Annotated in this window: 20 protein-coding genes; 10 read left to right on the top strand and 10 right to left on the bottom strand. The window is 63.8% G+C overall.

All coding sequences use genetic code 11. The features are described 5' to 3' along the window. Positions 1 to 281 precede the first annotated feature (281 nt). Genes ACZ46K_RS10630 through ACZ46K_RS10615 form a run of 4 tightly spaced genes read left to right on the top strand, consistent with a single transcriptional unit; the run spans position 282 to position 4,384 of the window. Positions 282 to 1,235 carry an ABC transporter permease gene (locus ACZ46K_RS10630; protein WP_054804779.1) on the top strand — a complete coding sequence of 318 codons (954 nt, stop codon included), beginning with the start codon at positions 282 to 284 and terminating at the stop codon, positions 1,233 to 1,235. Further along, positions 1,228 to 2,325 carry an ABC transporter permease gene (locus ACZ46K_RS10625; RefSeq protein ID WP_054804778.1) on the top strand — a complete coding sequence of 366 codons (1,098 nt, stop codon included), beginning with the start codon at positions 1,228 to 1,230 and terminating at the stop codon, positions 2,323 to 2,325. The genes ACZ46K_RS10630 and ACZ46K_RS10625 overlap by 8 nt, the downstream gene beginning before the upstream one ends. Beyond that, on the top strand, positions 2,322 to 3,395 hold the full coding sequence (locus ACZ46K_RS10620) for an ABC transporter ATP-binding protein (protein WP_464748118.1): 1,074 nt from the start codon (positions 2,322 to 2,324) through the stop codon (positions 3,393 to 3,395). Before ACZ46K_RS10625 ends, ACZ46K_RS10620 begins: the two co-directional genes overlap by 4 nt. Continuing rightward, positions 3,395 to 4,384, top strand: coding sequence for an ABC transporter ATP-binding protein (locus tag ACZ46K_RS10615; RefSeq protein ID WP_054809487.1), 990 nt, complete (start codon positions 3,395 to 3,397; stop codon positions 4,382 to 4,384). The genes ACZ46K_RS10620 and ACZ46K_RS10615 overlap by 1 nt, the downstream gene beginning before the upstream one ends. A gap of 39 nt (positions 4,385 to 4,423) precedes the next feature. Here the strand turns inward: ACZ46K_RS10615 and ACZ46K_RS10610 are convergent, their stop codons facing one another. The 7 genes from ACZ46K_RS10610 to ACZ46K_RS10580 all read right to left on the bottom strand — a co-directional run bounded on the left by ACZ46K_RS10610 (position 4,424) and on the right by ACZ46K_RS10580 (position 9,853). Next, the gene (locus tag ACZ46K_RS10610) at positions 4,424 to 4,816 is read right to left on the bottom strand and encodes a hypothetical protein (protein ID WP_054804777.1); all 393 of its coding nucleotides are present in this window, start codon (positions 4,814 to 4,816) and stop codon (positions 4,424 to 4,426) included. A 121-nt stretch (positions 4,817 to 4,937) separates the two neighbouring features. Further along, the gene (locus ACZ46K_RS10605) at positions 4,938 to 5,813 is read right to left on the bottom strand and encodes an IclR family transcriptional regulator (RefSeq protein ID WP_464749281.1); all 876 of its coding nucleotides are present in this window, start codon (positions 5,811 to 5,813) and stop codon (positions 4,938 to 4,940) included. A gap of 176 nt (positions 5,814 to 5,989) precedes the next feature. Then, positions 5,990 to 6,511, bottom strand: a complete 522-nt coding sequence (locus ACZ46K_RS10600) for a MarR family winged helix-turn-helix transcriptional regulator (RefSeq protein ID WP_464748116.1) — start codon at positions 6,509 to 6,511, stop codon at positions 5,990 to 5,992. An 80-nt stretch (positions 6,512 to 6,591) separates the two neighbouring features. Further along, positions 6,592 to 7,083, bottom strand: coding sequence for a flavin reductase family protein (locus ACZ46K_RS10595; protein WP_054804773.1), 492 nt, complete (start codon positions 7,081 to 7,083; stop codon positions 6,592 to 6,594). Positions 7,084 to 7,136: 53 nt separating this feature from the next. Continuing rightward, positions 7,137 to 7,634, bottom strand: coding sequence for a DoxX family protein (locus ACZ46K_RS10590; protein WP_464748114.1), 498 nt, complete (start codon positions 7,632 to 7,634; stop codon positions 7,137 to 7,139). A 40-nt stretch (positions 7,635 to 7,674) separates the two neighbouring features. Then, positions 7,675 to 8,481: a FadR/GntR family transcriptional regulator gene (locus tag ACZ46K_RS10585; RefSeq protein ID WP_054804772.1), complete on the bottom strand. Its 807-nt coding sequence runs from the start codon at positions 8,479 to 8,481 to the stop codon at positions 7,675 to 7,677. Between the two features lie 46 nt (positions 8,482 to 8,527). Then, a complete protein-coding gene (locus tag ACZ46K_RS10580) occupies positions 8,528 to 9,853 on the bottom strand; it encodes an acyl-CoA dehydrogenase family protein (protein ID WP_464748112.1) in 1,326 nt (441 codons plus the stop codon). A gap of 156 nt (positions 9,854 to 10,009) precedes the next feature. Here ACZ46K_RS10580 and ACZ46K_RS10575 point away from each other — a divergent pair, with 156 nt between their 5' ends. The 5 genes from ACZ46K_RS10575 (at position 10,010) to ACZ46K_RS10555 (ending at position 16,666) form a co-directional block, all read left to right on the top strand. Beyond that, complete coding sequence (locus ACZ46K_RS10575; RefSeq protein ID WP_464748110.1) at positions 10,010 to 11,530, top strand: class I adenylate-forming enzyme family protein; 1,521 nt, start codon at positions 10,010 to 10,012, stop codon at positions 11,528 to 11,530. Positions 11,531 to 11,662: 132 nt separating this feature from the next. Then, positions 11,663 to 12,811, top strand: a complete 1,149-nt coding sequence (locus ACZ46K_RS10570; protein ID WP_464748108.1) for an ABC transporter ATP-binding protein — start codon at positions 11,663 to 11,665, stop codon at positions 12,809 to 12,811. Next, positions 12,808 to 14,598, top strand: coding sequence for an ABC transporter permease (locus ACZ46K_RS10565; protein WP_464748106.1), 1,791 nt, complete (start codon positions 12,808 to 12,810; stop codon positions 14,596 to 14,598). Before ACZ46K_RS10570 ends, ACZ46K_RS10565 begins: the two co-directional genes overlap by 4 nt. 56 nt (positions 14,599 to 14,654) lie before the next feature. Next, positions 14,655 to 15,695 (top strand): ABC transporter substrate-binding protein, encoded by a 1,041-nt coding sequence (locus ACZ46K_RS10560; RefSeq protein WP_464748104.1) that lies wholly within the window; start codon positions 14,655 to 14,657, stop codon positions 15,693 to 15,695. Continuing rightward, a complete protein-coding gene (locus ACZ46K_RS10555; RefSeq protein ID WP_464748102.1) occupies positions 15,692 to 16,666 on the top strand; it encodes a TIGR03619 family F420-dependent LLM class oxidoreductase in 975 nt (324 codons plus the stop codon). The genes ACZ46K_RS10560 and ACZ46K_RS10555 overlap by 4 nt, the downstream gene beginning before the upstream one ends. Before the next feature lie 352 nt (positions 16,667 to 17,018). On the opposite strand, the gene ACZ46K_RS10550 is transcribed toward ACZ46K_RS10555, so the two are convergent. Continuing rightward, on the bottom strand, positions 17,019 to 17,174 hold the full coding sequence (locus ACZ46K_RS10550) for a hypothetical protein (RefSeq protein ID WP_464748101.1): 156 nt from the start codon (positions 17,172 to 17,174) through the stop codon (positions 17,019 to 17,021). Positions 17,175 to 17,439: 265 nt separating this feature from the next. After that, positions 17,440 to 18,021 carry a TetR/AcrR family transcriptional regulator gene (locus tag ACZ46K_RS10545; protein WP_464748099.1) on the bottom strand — a complete coding sequence of 194 codons (582 nt, stop codon included), beginning with the start codon at positions 18,019 to 18,021 and terminating at the stop codon, positions 17,440 to 17,442. Positions 18,022 to 18,104: 83 nt separating this feature from the next. Between ACZ46K_RS10545 and ACZ46K_RS10540 the strand changes: the two genes are divergently transcribed. Next, positions 18,105 to 18,494 (top strand): VOC family protein, encoded by a 390-nt coding sequence (locus ACZ46K_RS10540; RefSeq protein ID WP_464748098.1) that lies wholly within the window; start codon positions 18,105 to 18,107, stop codon positions 18,492 to 18,494. A 106-nt stretch (positions 18,495 to 18,600) separates the two neighbouring features. Here the strand turns inward: ACZ46K_RS10540 and ACZ46K_RS10535 are convergent, their stop codons facing one another. Further along, entirely contained in the window at positions 18,601 to 19,338 is a 738-nt protein-coding gene (locus tag ACZ46K_RS10535; RefSeq protein ID WP_054804763.1) for an SDR family NAD(P)-dependent oxidoreductase, read from the bottom strand. Positions 19,339 to 19,395: the final 57 nt, after the last annotated feature.

Genomic DNA, 19,395 nt, shown 5'->3' with positions numbered 1-19,395 from the left:
TCACATCGCGAGGCCTCGGCCCAGAATTCTCGTCTCGGGGTCCGCTCTGCACACAGCTTCTGCCGCCACCCGTGAGGACACCGAGCGCCTCACCGAGGATGGAGGAAATCGATGCCATTCAGTGGGACATGTGCGCCCGACTTCACGGATGCCGAAAGCTACATTCGATTCGCACCTGGTCAGGTAGTGATATGTAATCCGTCGGGACAATCCGACGTACTCACCTTCAGCTGATAGCAGGCTTCGGACACTCATGAACAGAGGAAGGAGGCGGTGACACGGTGGCGCGAACAGTGATCGAGAAAGTGATCGAACTGGTCGTCGTACTTTTCATCGTCAGTCTCGGCACGTTCGCCCTCGTATCGCTCATCCCTGGCGATCCGTCGGTCGCCGTTCTCGGTGAGGGCCGCTCGCCCGAAGAGTACGCACAGGCTCGCGAGGCGATGGGGCTCGACGACCCGTTCCTCACGAGATACTGGGGGTGGCTGTCGGGGGCTTTGCAGGGCGATCTGGGTAACTCGATGGTTCCGCCACAGGGCGCGGTGACCGACAGCATCGGTGCGGCACTTCCGGTCAGCGTGCAGCTGGCCCTCATGGGTCTGGTGATGGCGATCGCCGTGTCGATACCGCTGGCGATGTACTCCGCTCGGCACCAGGGCGGATGGATCGACCGCGTGATCAGCGCCGGCACGTTCGGCGTCCTGTCGGTCCCCAGCTTCCTGGCCGGCCTCCTGCTGATCATGGTGATGGTCAACTACCTCGGCTGGTTCCCGCGCTCGCAATGGGTGCGCATCTCGGATGGTCTGGGCCAGAACCTCTACCACGCCTTTCTGCCCGCGTTGACCATCAGCCTGCTCGAAATGGCGATGTTCACTCGAATCCTGCGCAGTGACCTGGTGTCGACATTGAAGGAGAACTTCATCCTCGTAGCGAAGGCGAAGGGCATGTCGAATACCCGATTGCTCTTCAGCGATGCGCTACGGCCGTCCTCGTTCTCGCTCATCACGATGATCGGCGTCGTCATCGGCTCGATGATCGGCAGCACCGTCATCGTCGAGACCTTGTTCTCGCTGCCAGGAATGGGCACGCTCATCGTCCGCGCGGCGCAGCAAGGAGACATACCGATGGTTCAAGGGGCTGTCTTGGTGATCGCCGCCGTCTACGTCGTCGCCAACGGAGTCATCGACATCGCCTATGGATACCTCGACCCAAGGAGCAGACGAGCCCATGTCTGAGACGACTATCGAGATGCCTGCCGACACCACCACGGCCCTGGACGACGCACGCCCGGAAGCCGTAGCCGAACCGTCGGACGTAGGCGAACGGCGAAATCTGTACCGCGCTGGGGCCGTCCTCACCGTAGTGGGCGTGCTCGCAGTCGGACTCGGGTTGACTCCGTCACTCATCACGGTGGCCCGCGTGCTGGTCATCCTGGCCGGTCTCGTGGCGCTCTACATGGGCGTGCGAAGACTCGGTCTGGCCAGATTCGGATCCGACTTCGACCTGTCCTTCATCCTGTCCTGCGCATGGCTCGCCGTACTGATCACGATGGCTCTGCTCGCCCCGCTTATGCCGTTGGCCGAGCACGAGGACACCGCCAAGACGCTCACTTCGGCGAGCTATGCCCAGCCGAGCCTGTTCTCCACACACCCACTCGGCACCAACAACTTCGGTCTCGACCTGCTCGCCCGGTCGATCTACGGGGCTCGGTACTCGCTGGCAGTCGCACTCTCCGCAGTGCTGCTCGGAATGATCGTCGGTGGCGCGATCGGTATCGTCGCCGGCTATTTCGGTGGCAAGATCGACCGGATCGTCGGGGTGCTCACGAACTCGCTGCTCGCTGTTCCTTCGCTGATCTTGCTGATTGCACTCGCCTCCGTCCTCGAACCGAACCTGCGCAACATCTCGTTCGCGTTGTCCATCCTCGCGATACCCACCATGGCGCGGATAGCCAGAGCCAACACTCTGGTGTTCTCCCAACGAGAGTTCGTTCTGGCAGCCAGGGCCATGGGCGCCACTCGGCTGCGGGTGATGCTGCGAGAGATCGCACCCAACGTCGCACTTCCCCTCGCCTCGATGGGCATGGTTCTCATCTCAGCGATGATCGTCGCGGAAGCATCGCTCAGCTTTCTCGGGCTGGGTATCCAACCGCCGACCCCGACATGGGGAAACATGATCTCGGAGGGTCAGGGAACCGTCTTCGAGCAACATCCTCACATCGTCTGGGTTCCTGGCCTGTTCCTGTTCCTGACGGTGTTCTCGCTCAACCTCGTCGGTGAAAAAGCGCAGAAGCGCACCGGCGGTACTCGGGAGGTGAAACTGTGACACACGAAGCCCCGCTGCTAACGGTAAAAGAGGTATCCACACGGTTCCGCACCAAGCGTGGCCGGCTCAGAGCAGTCGAGCAGGTCTGCCTCCAGATCGAGGCCGGCGAGACACTGGGACTCGTGGGCGAATCGGGGTCCGGGAAGTCCGTGCTAGGGCAGACCATCATGGGACTCGTCTCGCACGGCGGAAACACCACAGTCACGGGGCAAGTGCTCTTCGAAGGCCACGACATGCAGACGCTGACCCGCAAGGAGCAGCAACAGCTCTGGGGAAACGACATCGCGATGGTGTTCCAAGACCCGATGTCGGCGCTCAACCCATTCAAGAAGATCGGCACGCACATCACCGAGTCCTTGCGCGCCCATCTCGGGCTCGACAAGGCGCGGGCGCGCGAGCGGGCGATCGAACTGCTACGCAAGGTCCGGATCCCCGAACCGACCCGGCGCATCGACCAGTACCCCCACGAATTATCGGGCGGCATGCGCCAGCGAGTGGTGATCGCGATGGCCCTGGCCTGCGACCCCAAGCTGATCATTGCCGATGAACCCACCACCGCCCTCGATGTGACCGTCCAGAAGCAGATCCTCGAGCTGCTCGAATCCCTGCGGTCGGAGATGCACATGGCAGGCATCCTGATCAGCCACGATTTGGGAGTCGTTGCCGGGCAGACCGACCGGGTTGCAGTGATGTACGCAGGCCGGATCGTCGAGACCGCCCCGACCCAGCAGTTGTTCGCCCGCCCGCGGCATCCCTACACCGAGGCGCTGCTCGCGGCGGTTCCCCGCCTCGAACAGGAACCTCACACACGACTCGAATCCATCGACGGTGGCCTGCCGGACATGACGAGACCACCTGAGGGGTGCGCGTTCGCGTCCCGCTGCAAATACGCGCAACAGAAATGCCGCGAAGTCGTGCCCGGCCTGGATGCGTCCTCGGGCACCGGCGCGGTCGGCCATCCACATGAAGTGGCTTGCCACTTCCCCCTGGGCGGTCTCAGTGTGGCCGAGCTCGGAATGCCCCGCGTTGGAGATGTCGACGATCGCGTGCTGGAAGTGGAGAAAATCTGATGGCCGGTAGTGGAGTTGCACATCTGCGCAAGGACGACAAGCCTGTGCTGTCCGTCGAGAACCTGGTGGTCGAGTTTCCCGCTGGTCGTCATCAGACGGTGTTCGCGGTATCCGACATCAGCTTCGATCTGTTGCCGGGCGAGACTCTCGGAATCGTCGGGGAATCCGGTTGCGGCAAGTCCACGGCCGGCCGGGCCGTGATGCAGCTGCCGGCCCCGAAGACAGGCAGTGTCGAGATCGACGGGACGGAACTGACGACGCTGAGCTCGGCTGCGCTACGCAAGTTTCGGGCCAAGATGCAGATGATCATGCAGGATCCCATCTCATCACTGAACCCACGTCGTAAGGTCAAGCACCTGGTGACCGAGGGGCCCCGAATGTGGGGACGGCAGAACAGAGAGGCCCTGGAGAAACGGGGACGCGAACTGCTGCGCGCGGTCGGCCTGGATCCGGACATGGTGTGGGATCGCCTGCCCGGCGAACTGTCGGGCGGTCAGTGCCAGCGCGTGTGCATCGCGCGCGCCATGATGCTCGAGCCGAAAGTGCTCATCTGCGACGAGCCGGTGTCCAGCCTCGACGTTTCGGTTCAGGCACAGATTCTCAACCTACTCGAGCAGACGAAGACCGAGTTCGGCCTGACCATGATCTTCATTGCCCACAACATGGCCGTGGTCAAGAACATCAGCGACCGCGTGATGGTGATGTATCTGGGAAAGGTGTGCGAGATCGCGCCCAGCCGAGACATGGAAAACCAAGCACGGCATCCGTACTCGCGTCTGCTGCTGTCTTCCATACCCGATCCCGACGTCCTCCGGGGCGAAGCCGAGGCGACCCCGACGATCGAGGGCGACCTTCCCTCTCCCCTGAACCCTCCGTCCGGATGCCGCTTCCGCACACGCTGCCCGCTTGCTACGGATCAGTGCGCGGCAGAGGAGCCACTGCTGCGCGAGGTGGACGCCGACCATTACGTCGCCTGCCACCACGTCTGATTCGCTCTCGGTGGCCGAACCTTCGGCCACCGGGTCGTCTCACTCGCCTACTCGTACCGCAGATCCCTCGCTGTGGTATCTGGCGCCGAAGCGCTCTTCGAGCATACGCAGGATCATCTTTCGGCCGGCCAGAATCTCCCGACGAGCCACTTCGACCTGGTCGCCGCGGTCGATCGATATCGACCACTTGTCCCACCAGGTCTCCAGGGAGGGCTCGGGCGCACGAACGGCCACCGAGAAGATCAAGTGGACGACATCGAGCTCATCTGCAGGCCGGGTCTGGAGCATGAAGTCCGACTCCGGAAAAAGAAACCACAGCCGGTCGTCTGCGATCTCGATTCGGCAACCCTCGGGTAACTCGGTGCCCCTGCGGAACGACTCGGCCAGCTTGGCATCCAAGCTGACACGAACGGCCTCGGAAGGACAGACCATGGTGACGAACCTCCAAGCGATAGTGGATAAGTCGAGGTGGATAGCACCTACGGATATGTCAACCGCCCGATGTCCGGGACCGGATGACGAATGGGTCGCGGGCTGATTCGCGGGTCGTACGTCACAACGCGCGTACGTAACCGGCCAGATCGGCCTGTACCGGCTCCTGGAGTTCGCCGGCGCCCCGAACTCCGCCGCCCCGACTGGTCGGTACCGCGGGAATCAGGCAGCTCGCAATTGACTCGGCCGTCTGCTTGACGATGCGCGCATGCACCTGAAGTGTTGCCCTGTTGGTGCTGATCGGCCCAGTGATGGAGACAGCGCCGACGACCCCCGAAGAGGCGATAATCGGGGCGGCGACACATGCCAGTCCTCTGACGGAATCACCGAAGTCACTAGCGATCCCGGTTCGCCGCGCGGTCTCCAGAATCGACTTCAGGCTGGGCGCGCCCGGGCGAGCGAAGATGGTAGCTGTATCAGCGAGGATGCGCTGCCACGCCTCCTCCGGCTGCGCGGACAGCATTGCACGGCCAACCGCGGTCCAGTAGGCCGGCAAACGGCCACCGATACGCGTTGGTACGTCACTGCGTGCCGGGCCGACCTTATCGATATAGACGACCTCGTCGCCGTCCAGGATGCCCAGGTGCACGATCTGGGCACACTGCTGCTGCGCCTGAAAAAGCCAGGTACAGGCCTGCGTCCGCAGTCTCGTCGCATCTGCAGCGAGGCCACCGACCTCGAAGAGGCGCAAGCCGATTCGGTAGCCGGCCGAGACTCGTTCGATCCAGCCGACATCACGCAACTGTTCGGCCAGGCGATAGACGGTGGAACGAGGAAGGCCGGTGCGTGCGGTCAGGTCATCGAGGGAAAGCGCACGTCCGTCGTCGAACGCATCTATCACCACTGCGGCGCGGCCCAGCACCGAGCGATGCCCTCCCGAACGGCGCGGAACAGTGTCCATCGCGACGTCTTCAGGGGTGTTTTGCAAGATAGTCATGACCACTCCTAGGCAATCATTAACATTGCTTCGATATATGCATAGAATATCCGGTTTGCAATTTACGTCAAGCCATCCAGGATCGAGAAGGCTTGTGCAGGAAGGTAAAACAGGTGATGGAACTACGAGGACAGAAGGAAGTCAGATGGGGAGGTAGGCATCGTCATACATGCCCCCTACCCAGCAGCGCTTGCCTCCGATTCACTTCCGCGGGACGTCGCGCCGGACCACGTAACGAGTTCGCCGGCGAAACGCTGGAACAACGTTGCGAAGTCGATGATCTCCCGCTCGTCGAATCCAGCCAGACGATCAGTGATCAAGCCGCGGAACTGCCGCTCGACCTTACTTGCAACTCGACTGCCTTCTGGTGTCACCGCCAGGATCGTCACGCGGCGATCTCCCGTCGGAATAGTGCGCTCCACCAAACCTTCCCGGACGAGACCTTCCACTAGGCGGCTGGCGTGTGAGACACCGAGATTGCTTGCCGACGCCAGATCTCCGAGCCGACGAGGTCCGCGCTGATCGAGTTCACGGAGCATCGTGTAAGCGGGGCGGTCGAGCTGGACACCGGGAATTCCGGTGGCCACGGGGTATACCCCTGCGGCAGCGAAAGCCCGAGCAGCGCGTACCCAGGCATCGAGAACGCCGGCGACAGCGGTGTCACGATTCTCGATCTGTACAGATGTGACTGAGGCCATAGATCAAGAAGATCACACCTTGTTCTCTATGGCAATTATTGCGGGCAGAAACTTTTACTGAGCGGGAAAGTTTCCTTCGGCTACAACGCGAGGTGAGTACCGAAGATCCTCCGGTGATAGGTCAGCGGGAATCCCTCACCGGTCTCCACCGACGCCACCGCACCCAGCGCGATGACGTGGTCCCCGCCTTGTACCAGCTCGACCAGGTCGCATGCCAGCCAGCTCAGAGCGCCATCGAGTCGGGGAAGCCCCGCATCCGGTCGCCAAACAACGCCGTCGAACTTCCCGACACCCCGGCTGGAGGCAAACTGCAACGCGGTCGATGCCTGCGACACCGCCAGGATGTTGAGGCCGAACCTTCCCGCAGAACGTATTGCCGTGAGCAAGGCGGAACGCCGGTCGAGCGAGACCAGAACCATGGGTGGGTCCATGGAGAGCGACGAAAACGCACTCACGGTTGCTCCGTAGTGTTCGTCGTCCCACGTTGTGGTCACGACGGATACCGGAGTCGCTACCGAGGCCATTGCCTGACGGAAATCGTGCTGGATATCGGTCTCGAGCTGTGCAGTCATAGCTTGCCTTCCATCTCGTCCTGATATTGGCACTGCGGAAGATGCCGCACTGCCTACGTGGTTTGCGGTCGGTAACAGGTGGCCATCAGGCCGGCGGCTGCGAACACACCGGCGGCGACGGCGGCGCACGCCCAACCGAAACCGAAGGTGTCCACGCCGTACATGTGATCGAGCGACCAGCGGCCCGGGCCCACCAGGGCGGGCACGACAGCCACGGCAGCCACCAGGACGGTGTATTCCCATCCGCCATTGAACACGAAGTAGCCCTTGCCGCGATGGTCGGTGAAGGTCGCCACCAGCATCAGACCTATGAAGGCCGCGGAGGCAACAGTGGTGGCCAGCCCCACCAGAATCAGTGCGCCGGCGCCGATCTCGGTAAATGATGCCAGCCTGGCATGAAGGTGACCTGGACGCAGTCCGAGCGATTCGAACCAGCCCGCGGTCGCATCCATCCCACCGGTACCGAGAATCTTGTTCGCGCCGTGCGCGATGAGCATGACTCCCAACGCGACCCGCAGCAGCAGCATCGCCAGATCAAGTTCCGTGCTCACTCCAGTCCTTTCACCTCGCCCCTGGCCGCGTCGGTGCGGCTTAGCGCCATTCGATGACTCGATCGAGGAGTTCGGGGACCCGCTCCTCGCAGTAGTCGTTGATGTCCTGTTGATGCTCGTGTGAGAGTCGATGGGCGTCCTCGGGACGACCTTCGATGATTGCCGCCGCGATCTGGCGATGAGCGTCGAAGAAGTCGTCGTGCTTGGACGAGAGGTCGATCGCTCCGAGCACCTGCTCACGGAAGATCGCCGACATGGCACTCACCGAGGTACTCAGCACGAGGTTCCCACTCAGCGCGTAGACTGTCTCGTGGAATTGCGGTGTGGCACGCCATATTCCGCGTGGTTGTACAGCATCATCGGCGTCCGGATCCCCTTCCCCGAAGGTGGCCAGCAGCTGGCTGCGCGCCTCCTCCGGATCGGAGCGCCGCGCAGCGAGGTCGGCCAACCACGGCTCGAGCGCGACCTTCGACTCGGCCAGTTCGCGGTAGGTCGCGCCCGCTAGCCGGTAGTACAGCGCCGAGGTACGCCCCAGGTCCGAGGCGTCCACAGCTGCCATCACCGGTCCGCCACCGCGGCCCTGTTTGACCACGACCAGTCCCTGCGCTTCCAGTATTCGCAGCGCCTCGCGCAGGGTGGTCCGGGCGACGCCGTAGTTCGCCATCATCGTGACTTCGGAGGGCAGCACATCACCCGGCTCGACGCCGTCGTCGAGCATCGCCTCCACAATCGCGCGCGCCAGCACCTCGGCGAGTTTGAGCGGACGCATACGCTGCGGCAGCGGGTTCAGCAACGTCGGGTTGCCGCGTCGCACGCGTTCGCCTTCGACTCCGGTGGGTTGTTTCATGTGCCCGACTCCTCGCATCAGATTCCTGCGTCCCAACCACAACGTCTCATGCGTTGAGCGCGACCTGCTCCAGGAGGGTGGAAAACTTCTTCTCGGCATCGGCCCGCCGGGTGGGCACGTGCTCGCGGGGAACCTCACGCGGCTCGTACTCTCGCATCAGCAGTCGGGCCACGGTGACCTTGTGCACCTCGTCCGGGCCGTCGTACAGACGGGCGGCGCGCGCGCGGCGGTACATGTACTCGAGCGGGAGGTCGGACGAGTAGCCCAATGCGCCGTGGACCTGGATCGCGCGGTCGAGTACGTCGTAGAGAACGCGGCCGCCCCAGAACTTGATCATGCCGATGTCGAGGCGGGCGTCGCTGTAGGGACGCCCCTCGTCGTGGAGGCGATCCATCCGCCACGCCGCCTGCAGGGTGAGTAGACGCGCAGCCTGCATCGCCGCATACGACTCGGCGACCCAGTCCTGGATCATCTGCTTGTCGCTGAGCAACGATCCGTGGGCATTTCTGCTCACGGCCCGCTCGCAGAGCATGTCGAAAGCACGTTGACTCTGTCCTACCCAACGCATTGCGTGGTGGATCCGGCCGGGGCCGAGACGGCCCTGTGCGAGAGCGAATCCGCCGCCGCGCTCGCCGATCAGGTTCTCCTCGGGCACGCGGACGTTGCGGTAGACCACCTCGGCGTGACCGCCGTAGTCGTCGTCACGGACGTCCGGCTCGGCCATCGTCGGGATATTGCGTACCACCTCGAGGCCCGGAGTCCCCGAGTCCACCAGGATCATCGAGAAGGCCTTGTGCGGGCGGACGTCCTCACCGAATTCGGTTCGCACCATCACGATGTGGAAGTCGGCCAGCGCAGCATTCGTGATGAACCACTTGTGCCCGTCGATCACCCACTCGTCGCCGTCGAGGGAGGCGGTGGCAGCCATCAGTTTCGGGTCGGCGCCGGCGCCGGGCTCGGTCATCGAGTAGCTAGAGGTGAGCTCGCCGGCCAGGAGCGGTTCGAGGTATTTCTTGCGCTGCTGTTCGGTCGCTCCCAAGGCCAGCAGTTCGGTATTGCCGGAGTCAGGGGCGTTGTTGCCGAAGATGTGAGGGGCCAGGTGTGAGCGTCCGAGGATCTCGTGCATCAGACCGAGCTTGACCTGACCGTAGCCGGCTCCTCCCATGGAGGAGGGGAGATGAGCGGCCCAGAGCCCCTGATCCTTGACCTGTTGCTTGAGCGGTTGAATCAAACGTAGGTAGTCGGCACGCCCCTCGCGCCCACGAAAGCGCTCACCGAGTGTCTCCAGCGGAAGGATCTCCCGCTCTACGAATTCCCGCATCCAGGTGAGTTTCTGTTCGAAATCAGGGTCGGTGGAGAAATCCCAGGCCATCGCATGGTCCTCATCGATACGGGTGGCTCACGTGCCACACGGAATGGTCAATGCCGCCCCCAACGGCTAGCGCAAACGTACACAAAACATCTATACATGTCTATGTTTAGAGGTTATTACGTCCATGCCACACCCCGAACGCCTCCGGAGGCCCGCATGAATCTGACAACGATCCTTGACATGGCAAACATCAGCCACCCCGACCGCATAGCCCTCGGCCCTTCACACGACGGCACCACCTACCTCGAATTGAGAGAACAAGCCGCTCGCGGCAGCCGAGTACTCACGGACCTCGACGCGGGAACGGTCGTGTTCGTGGGCACCAACGGACCGCCGCTGCCTGTCCTGGCCTTCTCCTCCGCCTGGGCGGGACTCCCCATCGCACCGCTCAATTACCGACTGCCCGGCGATCAACTCCTTGCTCTGGTACGACGCCTCGACCGGCCGGTCGTCGTCGCCGACGACAGTTACCTGGGGACATTCGCCGGCACCGAGATCACCGCAATGTCCGTCGACGACTTCACCTCTCGCCTCGTCGCCGCAAAACCATCAGGCGTGTCCGCCGAGGTCGACGAGGAGGCAGTGGCGGTAATCCTCTTCACCAGCGGTACCACGTCGGCCCCCAAGGGAGTGCTGCTCAGGCACTCCAACCTGATTTCCTACGTGCTGCAGACCGTCGACCTGGGTAACGCAGGCGCAACCGACGCCGCATTGGTCAGCACCCCGCCGTACCACATCGCCGGCATGGGAACGATCCTCACCAACGTCTATGCCGGGCGCCGGATGGTCTACCTGGCCTCCTTCTCGCCCGAAGCCTGGCTCGACCTGGTCCGGACCGAGCGGATCAGCAGCGCCATGGTGGTTCCCACCATGCTGACGAGGGTCGTGGACCATCTCGACGGCGCACCCTCCGGCACCCCCGACTTGCGATCTATCGCGTACGGCGGAGCCCGGATGCCTCTACCGGTCCTCGAACGCGCCCTGGTCGCATTTCCCGATACCGGATTCGTCAATGCATACGGTCTGACGGAGACCAGTTCGACGATCGCGCTCCTCGGCCCCGACGATCACCGCGCAGCGTTGGCCGCCGACGATCCGGCCGTCCGGGGCCGGCTCACCTCCGTCGGACGTCCCGTTCCCGGCATCGAGGTCCTGCTCCGCAACGAGGACGGCACACCCGCCGCGCCCGGAGCGACCGGTCTGCTCTGGGTCCGCGGCGCCCAAGTCTCGGGGCAGTATCTGGAGCATGGATCGGTCCTCGACGACGACGGCTGGTTCCCCACCAACGACCGAGCACGCCTCGACCGTGCCGGCTACCTGTTCATCGAAGGACGAGCCGACGACACGATCATCCGAGGAGGCGAGAACATCGCGCCCGCCGAGGTCGAGGATGCCGTCCTGACCCACCCGGACGTCTCCGACGTCGCTGTCGTCGGCCTCCCCGACGACGAGTGGGGCGAGCGGATCACCGCGGCCGTGGTCCGGGTCGCCGGCAGCAGCCTGACCGCTGACGAAGTCCGGAGCTGGGCCCGACGACAAGTGCGCGGCTCCCGTACCCCGGACGATGTCGTCTTCGTCGACGATCTGCCCCGCACCCCCACAGGCAAGGTCATCCGCCGCCACCTGGTCGCGGAGCTGACCGCCATGTCCGCCACTGCAGTCGACGACGTGTCATAACGACAGCGGATCGGGCCCGACCTCGATCCCATTGATCGGCACAACGTCGTTCCACCCCGGCCGTGTCGTCAAATAGATTGCCTCTCATCACATCAGGCAACCCGAATCGAGGTGCCCGAGACCATGGACACAATGACGTCCACCGGTCCGGCCGTGGTCGCGATCAGCAATCTCAGCAAAAGCTTCCAGCGGCGGGACGGAGCCACGATCACGCCGGTCGACGAGATCTCGCTAGAGGTTCACGCCGGCGAGTTCGTGGTGCTGCTGGGTCCGAGCGGCTGCGGCAAGACCACACTGCTGCGCTGCGTCGCCGGACTCGAGCAACCCGACAGCGGCGAGATCGACATCGGCGGCCACACCGTCTTCTCCTCCACACAAGGTGTGCTCACCCCGCCCGAACGGCGCTCGGTCAGCGTCGTCTTCCAGAGTTACGCGCTCTGGCCGCATATGACCGTGTTCAAGAACGTCGCCTACCCACTGCGTCGACGTCACCTGGGCACGGCGACCGTCGCCGAACGGGTCGCACACGTGCTCGAACTCGTCGGGGTCGGGCATCTGGCGCAGCAGTATCCGGGCCAGCTGAGCGGTGGTCAGCAACAGCGTGTGGCACTTGCCCGTGCCCTCGTGGCGGGCAACGACCTCGTCCTCTTCGACGAACCACTGTCCAACGTCGACGCCAAGGTCCGTGATCAGCTCCGCGGCGACCTGCTCGAGATGCAGCAGGAACTCGGGTTCGCCGCTCTGTACGTCACCCATGACCAGACCGAGGCGATGGAACTCGGGCATCGGATCGCCACCCTGCGCGACGGAGTGATCGAGCAACTCGCTCCGCCCCAAGAGGTCTACTTGCGCCCGGCCAACCGCTACGTGGCTAACTTCGTCGGACGAACCAACGAGTTCGACGGGCCGGCCACCCGAGTCGACGGCGACACCGTGGAGTTCAAGTCGGCCCTCGGCCCGATGCTCGGCGTCTCGAACCGCACGTTTCCGATCGGCAGTCATGTGCTCGGAGTTGTTCGCCCCGAGTCGATCCGGATCACCGAGGATCCGCCCGTCACGAAGTCAAATGTCCACTCCGGCACCGTGCGCAACGTCGTCTTCGGCGGCGCACAAGTACGGATCCAGGTCGACCTCGCCGGTGAGTCGATCGAGGTGTGGCGTCCCAGCGACACTCCAGCGCCTGAGCTCGGCACGACGGTGTGGGTCAGCTTCGATGCGGCCAACTGCTGGCTCATGGACGGCACGGAATTGACCACCGTCACCGAGCAGGATCACCGGTGAGCACGCCGTCGTCGGTCGCGGACCGCCCCGCGTCGTCGCCTGAGCCGGACCGATCTACCCGGCCGAGCGCACCGGCTCGATATGTACGCTGGGCGCAGCAGATTCGCCACCGGCCGCTTCATTCGGTCACCGCTCTGGTCACCCTCGTCCTATGCGCACTGCTGCTCTATCCGCTGACCATCATGGTCTGGCGCACGTTCGTGCTCAACGGCGACGTGATCGGCTTCAGCGACCTCGAACGCGTCTTCACCGACTCGCGCACCCGTTCCGCGATCATCAACACGGCGATCATTCTGTTCACCGCAGGTCCGCTGGCCCTGGTCATCGGTGGCATGCTCGCATGGCTGAACGAACGGACCGATGCCCGCTTCGGGATCATCGGCGAACTCCTCCCCATCGCCTCCCTACTCGTGCCGCCGATTGCGGGCTCGATCGCCTGGACCTTCCTTCTCTCCCCCAACAGCGGATTCGCCAACGTCTTGTTCCGTGATGGACTGGGCTTCTTCGGTATCCATATGGAGAGCGGCCCGTTCGACATCTTCAGTTGGTACGGAGTGATTCTCGCGTACACCGCATACATGGTTCCCTACGCCTATCTGCCGCTGGCCGCGTCGCTGCGTTCCCTCGATCCCGCGCTCGAGGAAGCGGCTCGCATGTCGGGTTCTTCACCGCTGCGCACCTTCGTCACAGTGACGCTACCGGCCATCAAACCGGCCGCGCTGTCGGCAGTCTTCCTCGTCACGGTGGTCTGCCTCGGCATCTACTCGGTGCCGAGCATCCTCGGTACCCGATCCGGCATCGACGTGATGTCCACCCGCATCGTGCAGTCGATGAAGTTCTCCTATCCTCCGGACACCCGCGGCGCCCTGCTGCTCGGGTTGGTGATGCTGATGGTGATCGGCGTCGTGTGGATTCTCCAGACGCGTAGCGTCCGCAACGGGAATTACGCCCGGATCTCATCTCGAGGACAGTCCAACTCGGTGGTGGCACTGGGACGTTGGCGGCCCGTCGCGCGCGTCGGCATGCTCGGCTATCTGCTGATGATGTCGCTGGTACCACTGACCGCGATCCTCTTCGTCTCCGTTCAGAGCTACTGGACCCCGGACGTAAAGTGGGGAGAACTCGGCCTGCAGAACTATCGCGCGCTCCTCTCCAGCAGCGGACCGGCCGGCGAAGCTCTGCGCAACAGCCTCTGGCTGGGCACCGTCGGTAGCATCGTCGGAGTCCTTGCCGCCGTATTCGCCGCGCTCTACCTATACCGCAGTCGATCGTGGTTGGCCCGGGCCGCCGACGGCGTACTCAAGCTGCCCGGCAACATGTCACACATCGTGCTGGCCGTCGCCTTCGTCCTCGCCTTCGCCGGTGATCCGTTCCGGCTCGGCAACACCCGCTGGCTGCTGCTGGTCGCCTTCATTGCGGTCTACCTCTACCAGGCAGTGCTGCAGGCCTCCGACGCGCTGGCCCGCGTCGGTAACGACCTCACCGACGCCTCCTTCACCTCCGGCCACGGCGAGAGTCGCACGCTGCGCTGGGTGACGCTACCGCTGATGGCGCCCGGCCTGGTCTCGGCCGGAATACTGTTCTTCGTCCACATCATCGGCGACGTCAACGCCGCCGCGATCCTGGCAGGCTCCCGGAACCCGGTCGTCGGTTCGACGCTCGTCGATCTCTACGAGGGCGGCGATCACGCGCAACTCGCAGCCCTCGCCGGAATCCTCAGTCTGATCTCGGTGATGTTCGTACTCGCCGCACTGTCGCTCGCCCGGTTCGTAAGTCGTCGCCGATAGACCTCGTCATCGACACACCTGCGCTGCCGTCCACACCCCAGAGAGGTACACACCCGATGTCGTCACCGATCCGACGCCGACTCCGCATCTTCGGCGCCCTCAGCACCATTGCCCTTCTGCTCGCTGCGTGCGGCGAGAACGGCGTCGACGGCCCCAGTCAGGCAATGGACTCGTTCGACGCGGTCGTCGCGGCCGCACAGGAGGAAGGCAACGTCGTCGTCTACAGCGCGTACAACGCCGAACTCACCCAGGGCCTGGCCGACGCGTTCGAGGACGAATACTCCATCACGGTCCAGGTGGTCCGTCAGGCCAGCGCCGACCTCAACGCCCGATTCGCCGCCGAATCCGAGGCAGCGTCGTTGGGAGCCGACTTACTCTGGCAACCTGATCCGGTCTTCGCTGAGGACTCGGCAGAGAACGGCTGGCTGGCACCGCTGGACCCGGCGCAGATTCCCAACCTGGAGCTGGTCGATACCGCCGAGCAGACCGAGTATTACGTGCCGGTCCTCGAACAGCCCTGGGGTATCGCCTACAACACCGATCTGATCAAAGGCGCTCCCCCTGCCTCGTGGGAAGACCTGACCACCGGCAGCGCCCTCGAACGCGGCCTGCTGGTCGCGGCACCGCAGAACAGCGTCGCCACCGCAGGCGTCTACAACTTCTGGCTCAACTCCTTCGGCGAGGACTACTTCACCGACCTGCAGCGAGTCCAGAACTACGCCATGGGAGATTCGGTGAGCAACGCCATCCAGCAAGTCGCGGCCGGTGAAGTCGGGGCCTTCGTACCCGCTCCGCTCAGCACCGTGTCAACCGTGCAGAAAGCCGGTGCCCCCGTCGAAGTCGTCATTCCCGACAGGACCACCGGCTTCGCCATGCTCGCCTCGATCAGCAACACCGCCCCCAACCCGAACGCGGCGCGACTGTTCGTCGAGTTTCTCCTTTCCGATGCCGGACAGGCGATCGCCGTCGGCGATCTCGCGGTTCCCGTCATCGAATCGGTAACCTCTGGAATCTCACGTCCTGCGGAGTACGTACCCACCGACAACGTCGAAACCTCTGCCCGCCTCGACGAAATCAGCGGACTGGTTACACCGTGACAGCAAGTGCAATCACCTTCGGGATCAAGCTACCCAACCTCAGTCCACTCGCCTCCCGAGAATCGATCCTGATCACGGGGACGACTGCCGAGCGGCTCGGCTTCACCGCGGTCTGGGCCAGCGACCACGTGGTCTTCACCCCGACCACCGAGCACGATCACCCTGACCGCCGATTCCCCGTCGCCTTCGACACCCCCGCAGTCGATCCGCTCGTCGCGCTGGCGCTGGTGGCCGGATCGACAGATCGGATCGAACTCGGCACCTCGGTCCTGGTGCTCGCCAACCGCAATCCGGTGGTCGTCGCCAAGTCTTGGGCATCCCTCGATCTGCTCGCCCCCGGCCGGGTCCTTGCCGGCATCGGTACCGGCTGGCAAGAGAACGAGTTCCGCGCGCTCGGCGCCGGCGATCGCTTCCATCGTCGCGGCTCGGCCACGGCCGAGTTCATCGATATCCTGCGCACCTGCTGGAACGATCCGTCGCGCGGGTTCACCGGCGAGTTCTATTCCTTCGGACCGCTCCACTTCGAGCCACGCCCCGCGACCGGAATCCCGATCCTGCTTGCAGGGAGCAGCGCGCGGGGCCTGCACCGTGTCGCGACCCACGGCGACGGCTTCCACGGCACGAACCTGAGCCCCGCGGCCGCAAGCGAGGCGATCGCACAGATCGAAAGGTACGCCGAGACCCACGGGCGCCAGTCAGGACCTCGGCTCTTCACCACCCTGTGTGAACTCGACCTCCGCGATCAGATCGGGCCCGAACAGGACTACGGCGGGATCCACCTCGTCGGCAGCCCCGAACAGGTTGCCGAGCGGATCCTTGCATTCACCGATGCCGGGGTCACTCACATAGCGCTGCGAGTTCGTGCGTTGTCGGGCAGCACCCGTAAGGAAATCTCGCCCCAGCTGTCCCTCAAAGCCGGATTGGAGCAGCTCGAGCGGTTCACCGCCGAGGTCATACCGTTGGTCGAATAAGTTGCTCGGCCCCGGTCCGTAAACGTGCTTTCTCGGGCGCCGGTGTCATCGCGATCGGGTATCCCGGCGCAAGAACGTAGTGGGCGTGACAGATTCGCTCTGCTTCATTCCGGCAATGAACTTGGTGCTTCGAGCAACACGGCTCGAAACGCTGGAAGGATGATCTGCTGGATGATCGCACAGCGATGCCAGCGATCCAGCCGCGCATCTGCGTACTCATGCCGGTGCCGAACCGGCCGGACCTCGCGAACGCCTGGGTAGTCCGTATTCGGGCATCCGAATCAGATGGCTGAGGTTACGGCAGATCGATGTCGGTGCTCACGTTCTGACCCCGCGTCCACGCACCGAAGGTTCATCCGGCGTCTCTCCATGTTTCGTCGGAGGAGTCGTCCTCGAGTGGGGGCGGCTTCTCGCGGCGGTCCCGTGCGGCAATCACACGTCCGAACACCAGGGCAGCGACGACCGACAGCGCGAGCCATGCGATGAGCAGCCAGACGATCCAGTGCATACCTCGCGTATCGGCCGAATCGGATGATTGTTACCGATCGATACATGCATCACCCTACGATTCACCCCACCCCGTAACGCGTCTCTATAGCCCTTCGACCTGCTGATCGCAGCCAACGAGAGGCACCCATCCGCCGCAGCAAACACGTCCCGATACCCTCTGCCAGGACACTCAGTTACTGGCAGCTCCGGCCACCGCACCTAAAATTCCCTCCCGCCTGCAGGGTGGTGCGACGCCCGATGGCTCACTACTCGACGCCAGATATCTATTGCCCATCAGGCCGCTCTGCAGTCGCATTCCGCAACCCGTCGTACAGAATCATGGCAATGCACTCCGCATCGCCTCTCCACCCTTCCGTGCGTATCCCGCAGATACCGCCGAGGGCGCGCAGGACGATGCGTCCGCTGATGCCTGTGCGGATCAGCCCGGCCGCTGCACCTGCATTGATCAGTTCGTCCAGGGCGCACGCCATTTCATCTCGGGTGTCGTTGTAGACGGGTGAGTCGGTCGCCATGATGCTCTCGAGGACTTCACCCATCCCCCTGCCTACGGCCGCATGCTCCACGAGCAGCAGCAGGAAGATGCGGAGGGCTTCATCCGGGGCGTGCTGATCGAGAAGCCGAGCCGGGGTCGCGCAGAGCTCTTCGACTTCGTGGCGGTATACCTCCGCGACGAGGACCTCACGTGTGTCGAAATGTCGATACAGCGTGCCGATGGACACGCCTGCCCGACGCGCGATCTCGTCGACATGGACGTTGTCCTCGGCAAGGAGCGCTTCTCGCGCAGCAGTGAGGAGCGCTTCGCGGTTGCGGCGGGCATCGGCGCGCAACGGGCGTGGTGACGACAAGTTGATCCTCCGTAAGGTGAGCCCGACTCCGTTTATGTGTATCGTTTCCGGAGTCGGGTTCACCTTACTGATGGAGTGCAACGATGACGATTAGCAACACCATGAACTTTCGCCTGACGTCACTGGTCGTGGACGCCGGCGACTTGGAGAGCGAGAGCTCGTTCTGGCACAGCTTGTTAGGAGGCTCGATCGCCAGGACGGAAACACATCACTTCCTGCAAACTGACGGATTCCCCATGATCGTGATCCAGCATGCGCCGCAGCATGTCACGCCGAAGTGGCCCGACGGAGCATCCCAGCAAATCCACTTCGACCTCACCACGGATGACGCCGTTGCCGCAGACAAGACCGTTCTCGACGCCGGTGGTCGACGGCTCCGGCCGACGGACGATCACGTCGCCCCCGACCGAGGCGGCTCGCGTGTGTATGCCAGCCCGTCAGGACACCCGTTCTGCGTTCGATATCCGAAGTGATGTGCCGGAAGACATGTCGGAATTCGCGCCTTGGATTCACCCTGTCCATCGATTGACCGGTTTGGCGCGCCAGGGCGAGGAGAGCTGCGGTTCGGGCGAGTAGTGATTACCAGGCGACGGGACCGTTGACGTCGGTGAAGGTTCCGGTGGGGCCGTCGGTGTCGATGATGGTCATTGCGACAGCCTGGCGTGCCCCGTCCCGAGGAGTGCCGGTTCCGTGGTGGTTGTTCAGGTCGGTGGCGATGAAGCCGGGGCAGACGGCGTTGACGAGGATCCCCTCCGGGTGCAGGTCCCGGGCATACATCATGGTGACCGATGTCAGTGCCGTCTTCGAGGGCACGTAGCCGACCGCTATCGGGTCCGGATTGGCGAAGTCCGAGATCGCGGATAGAGAGCCGGCACTGCTGGACACGTTCACGATGCGGGGAGTCTTCGACGCTCGCAGGAGTGGAAGGAAGGCGCTGGTGACGGTGATGACTCCGAAGACGTTGGTCTCGAAGACGTAGCGGACGTGGTCGACGTCTGCGGAACGGGGAAGCTGGCCGGCGAAGTCTGCTCCCGGCTGGTTGCTGATGCCTGCATTGTTGACCAGAGCATCCAGTCGGCCGTACCGCTCCTCGACTGCTTCAGCTGCTGCCTCAACCGACGCCTGGTCGGTGACGTCGAGGACGACCGCTGTGACGTCGCCGCCTTCGTCACGGAGCTGTGCAGCCGCCTCCTCGCCGCGTTGCTGAGTCCGCGCGCCGATGATGACGGTGTGTCCGAGCCGCGCAAGCTGGGCTGCGATCTCTCGGCCGATGCCCTTGTTCCCGCCGGTGACGAGTGCGATCAGGTTGGAGTTCATGAAGTGCCTTCTTTCTGGGGTGCGATTCGGTGATCTTGTGGCGTTGGTCGTCGTGGT

This window comes from Rhodococcus sp. JCM 9793 (assembly GCF_055380405.1).
Note: the sequence above shows the minus strand (reverse complement) of the source record. Positions and strands in the feature narration are given on the sequence as shown.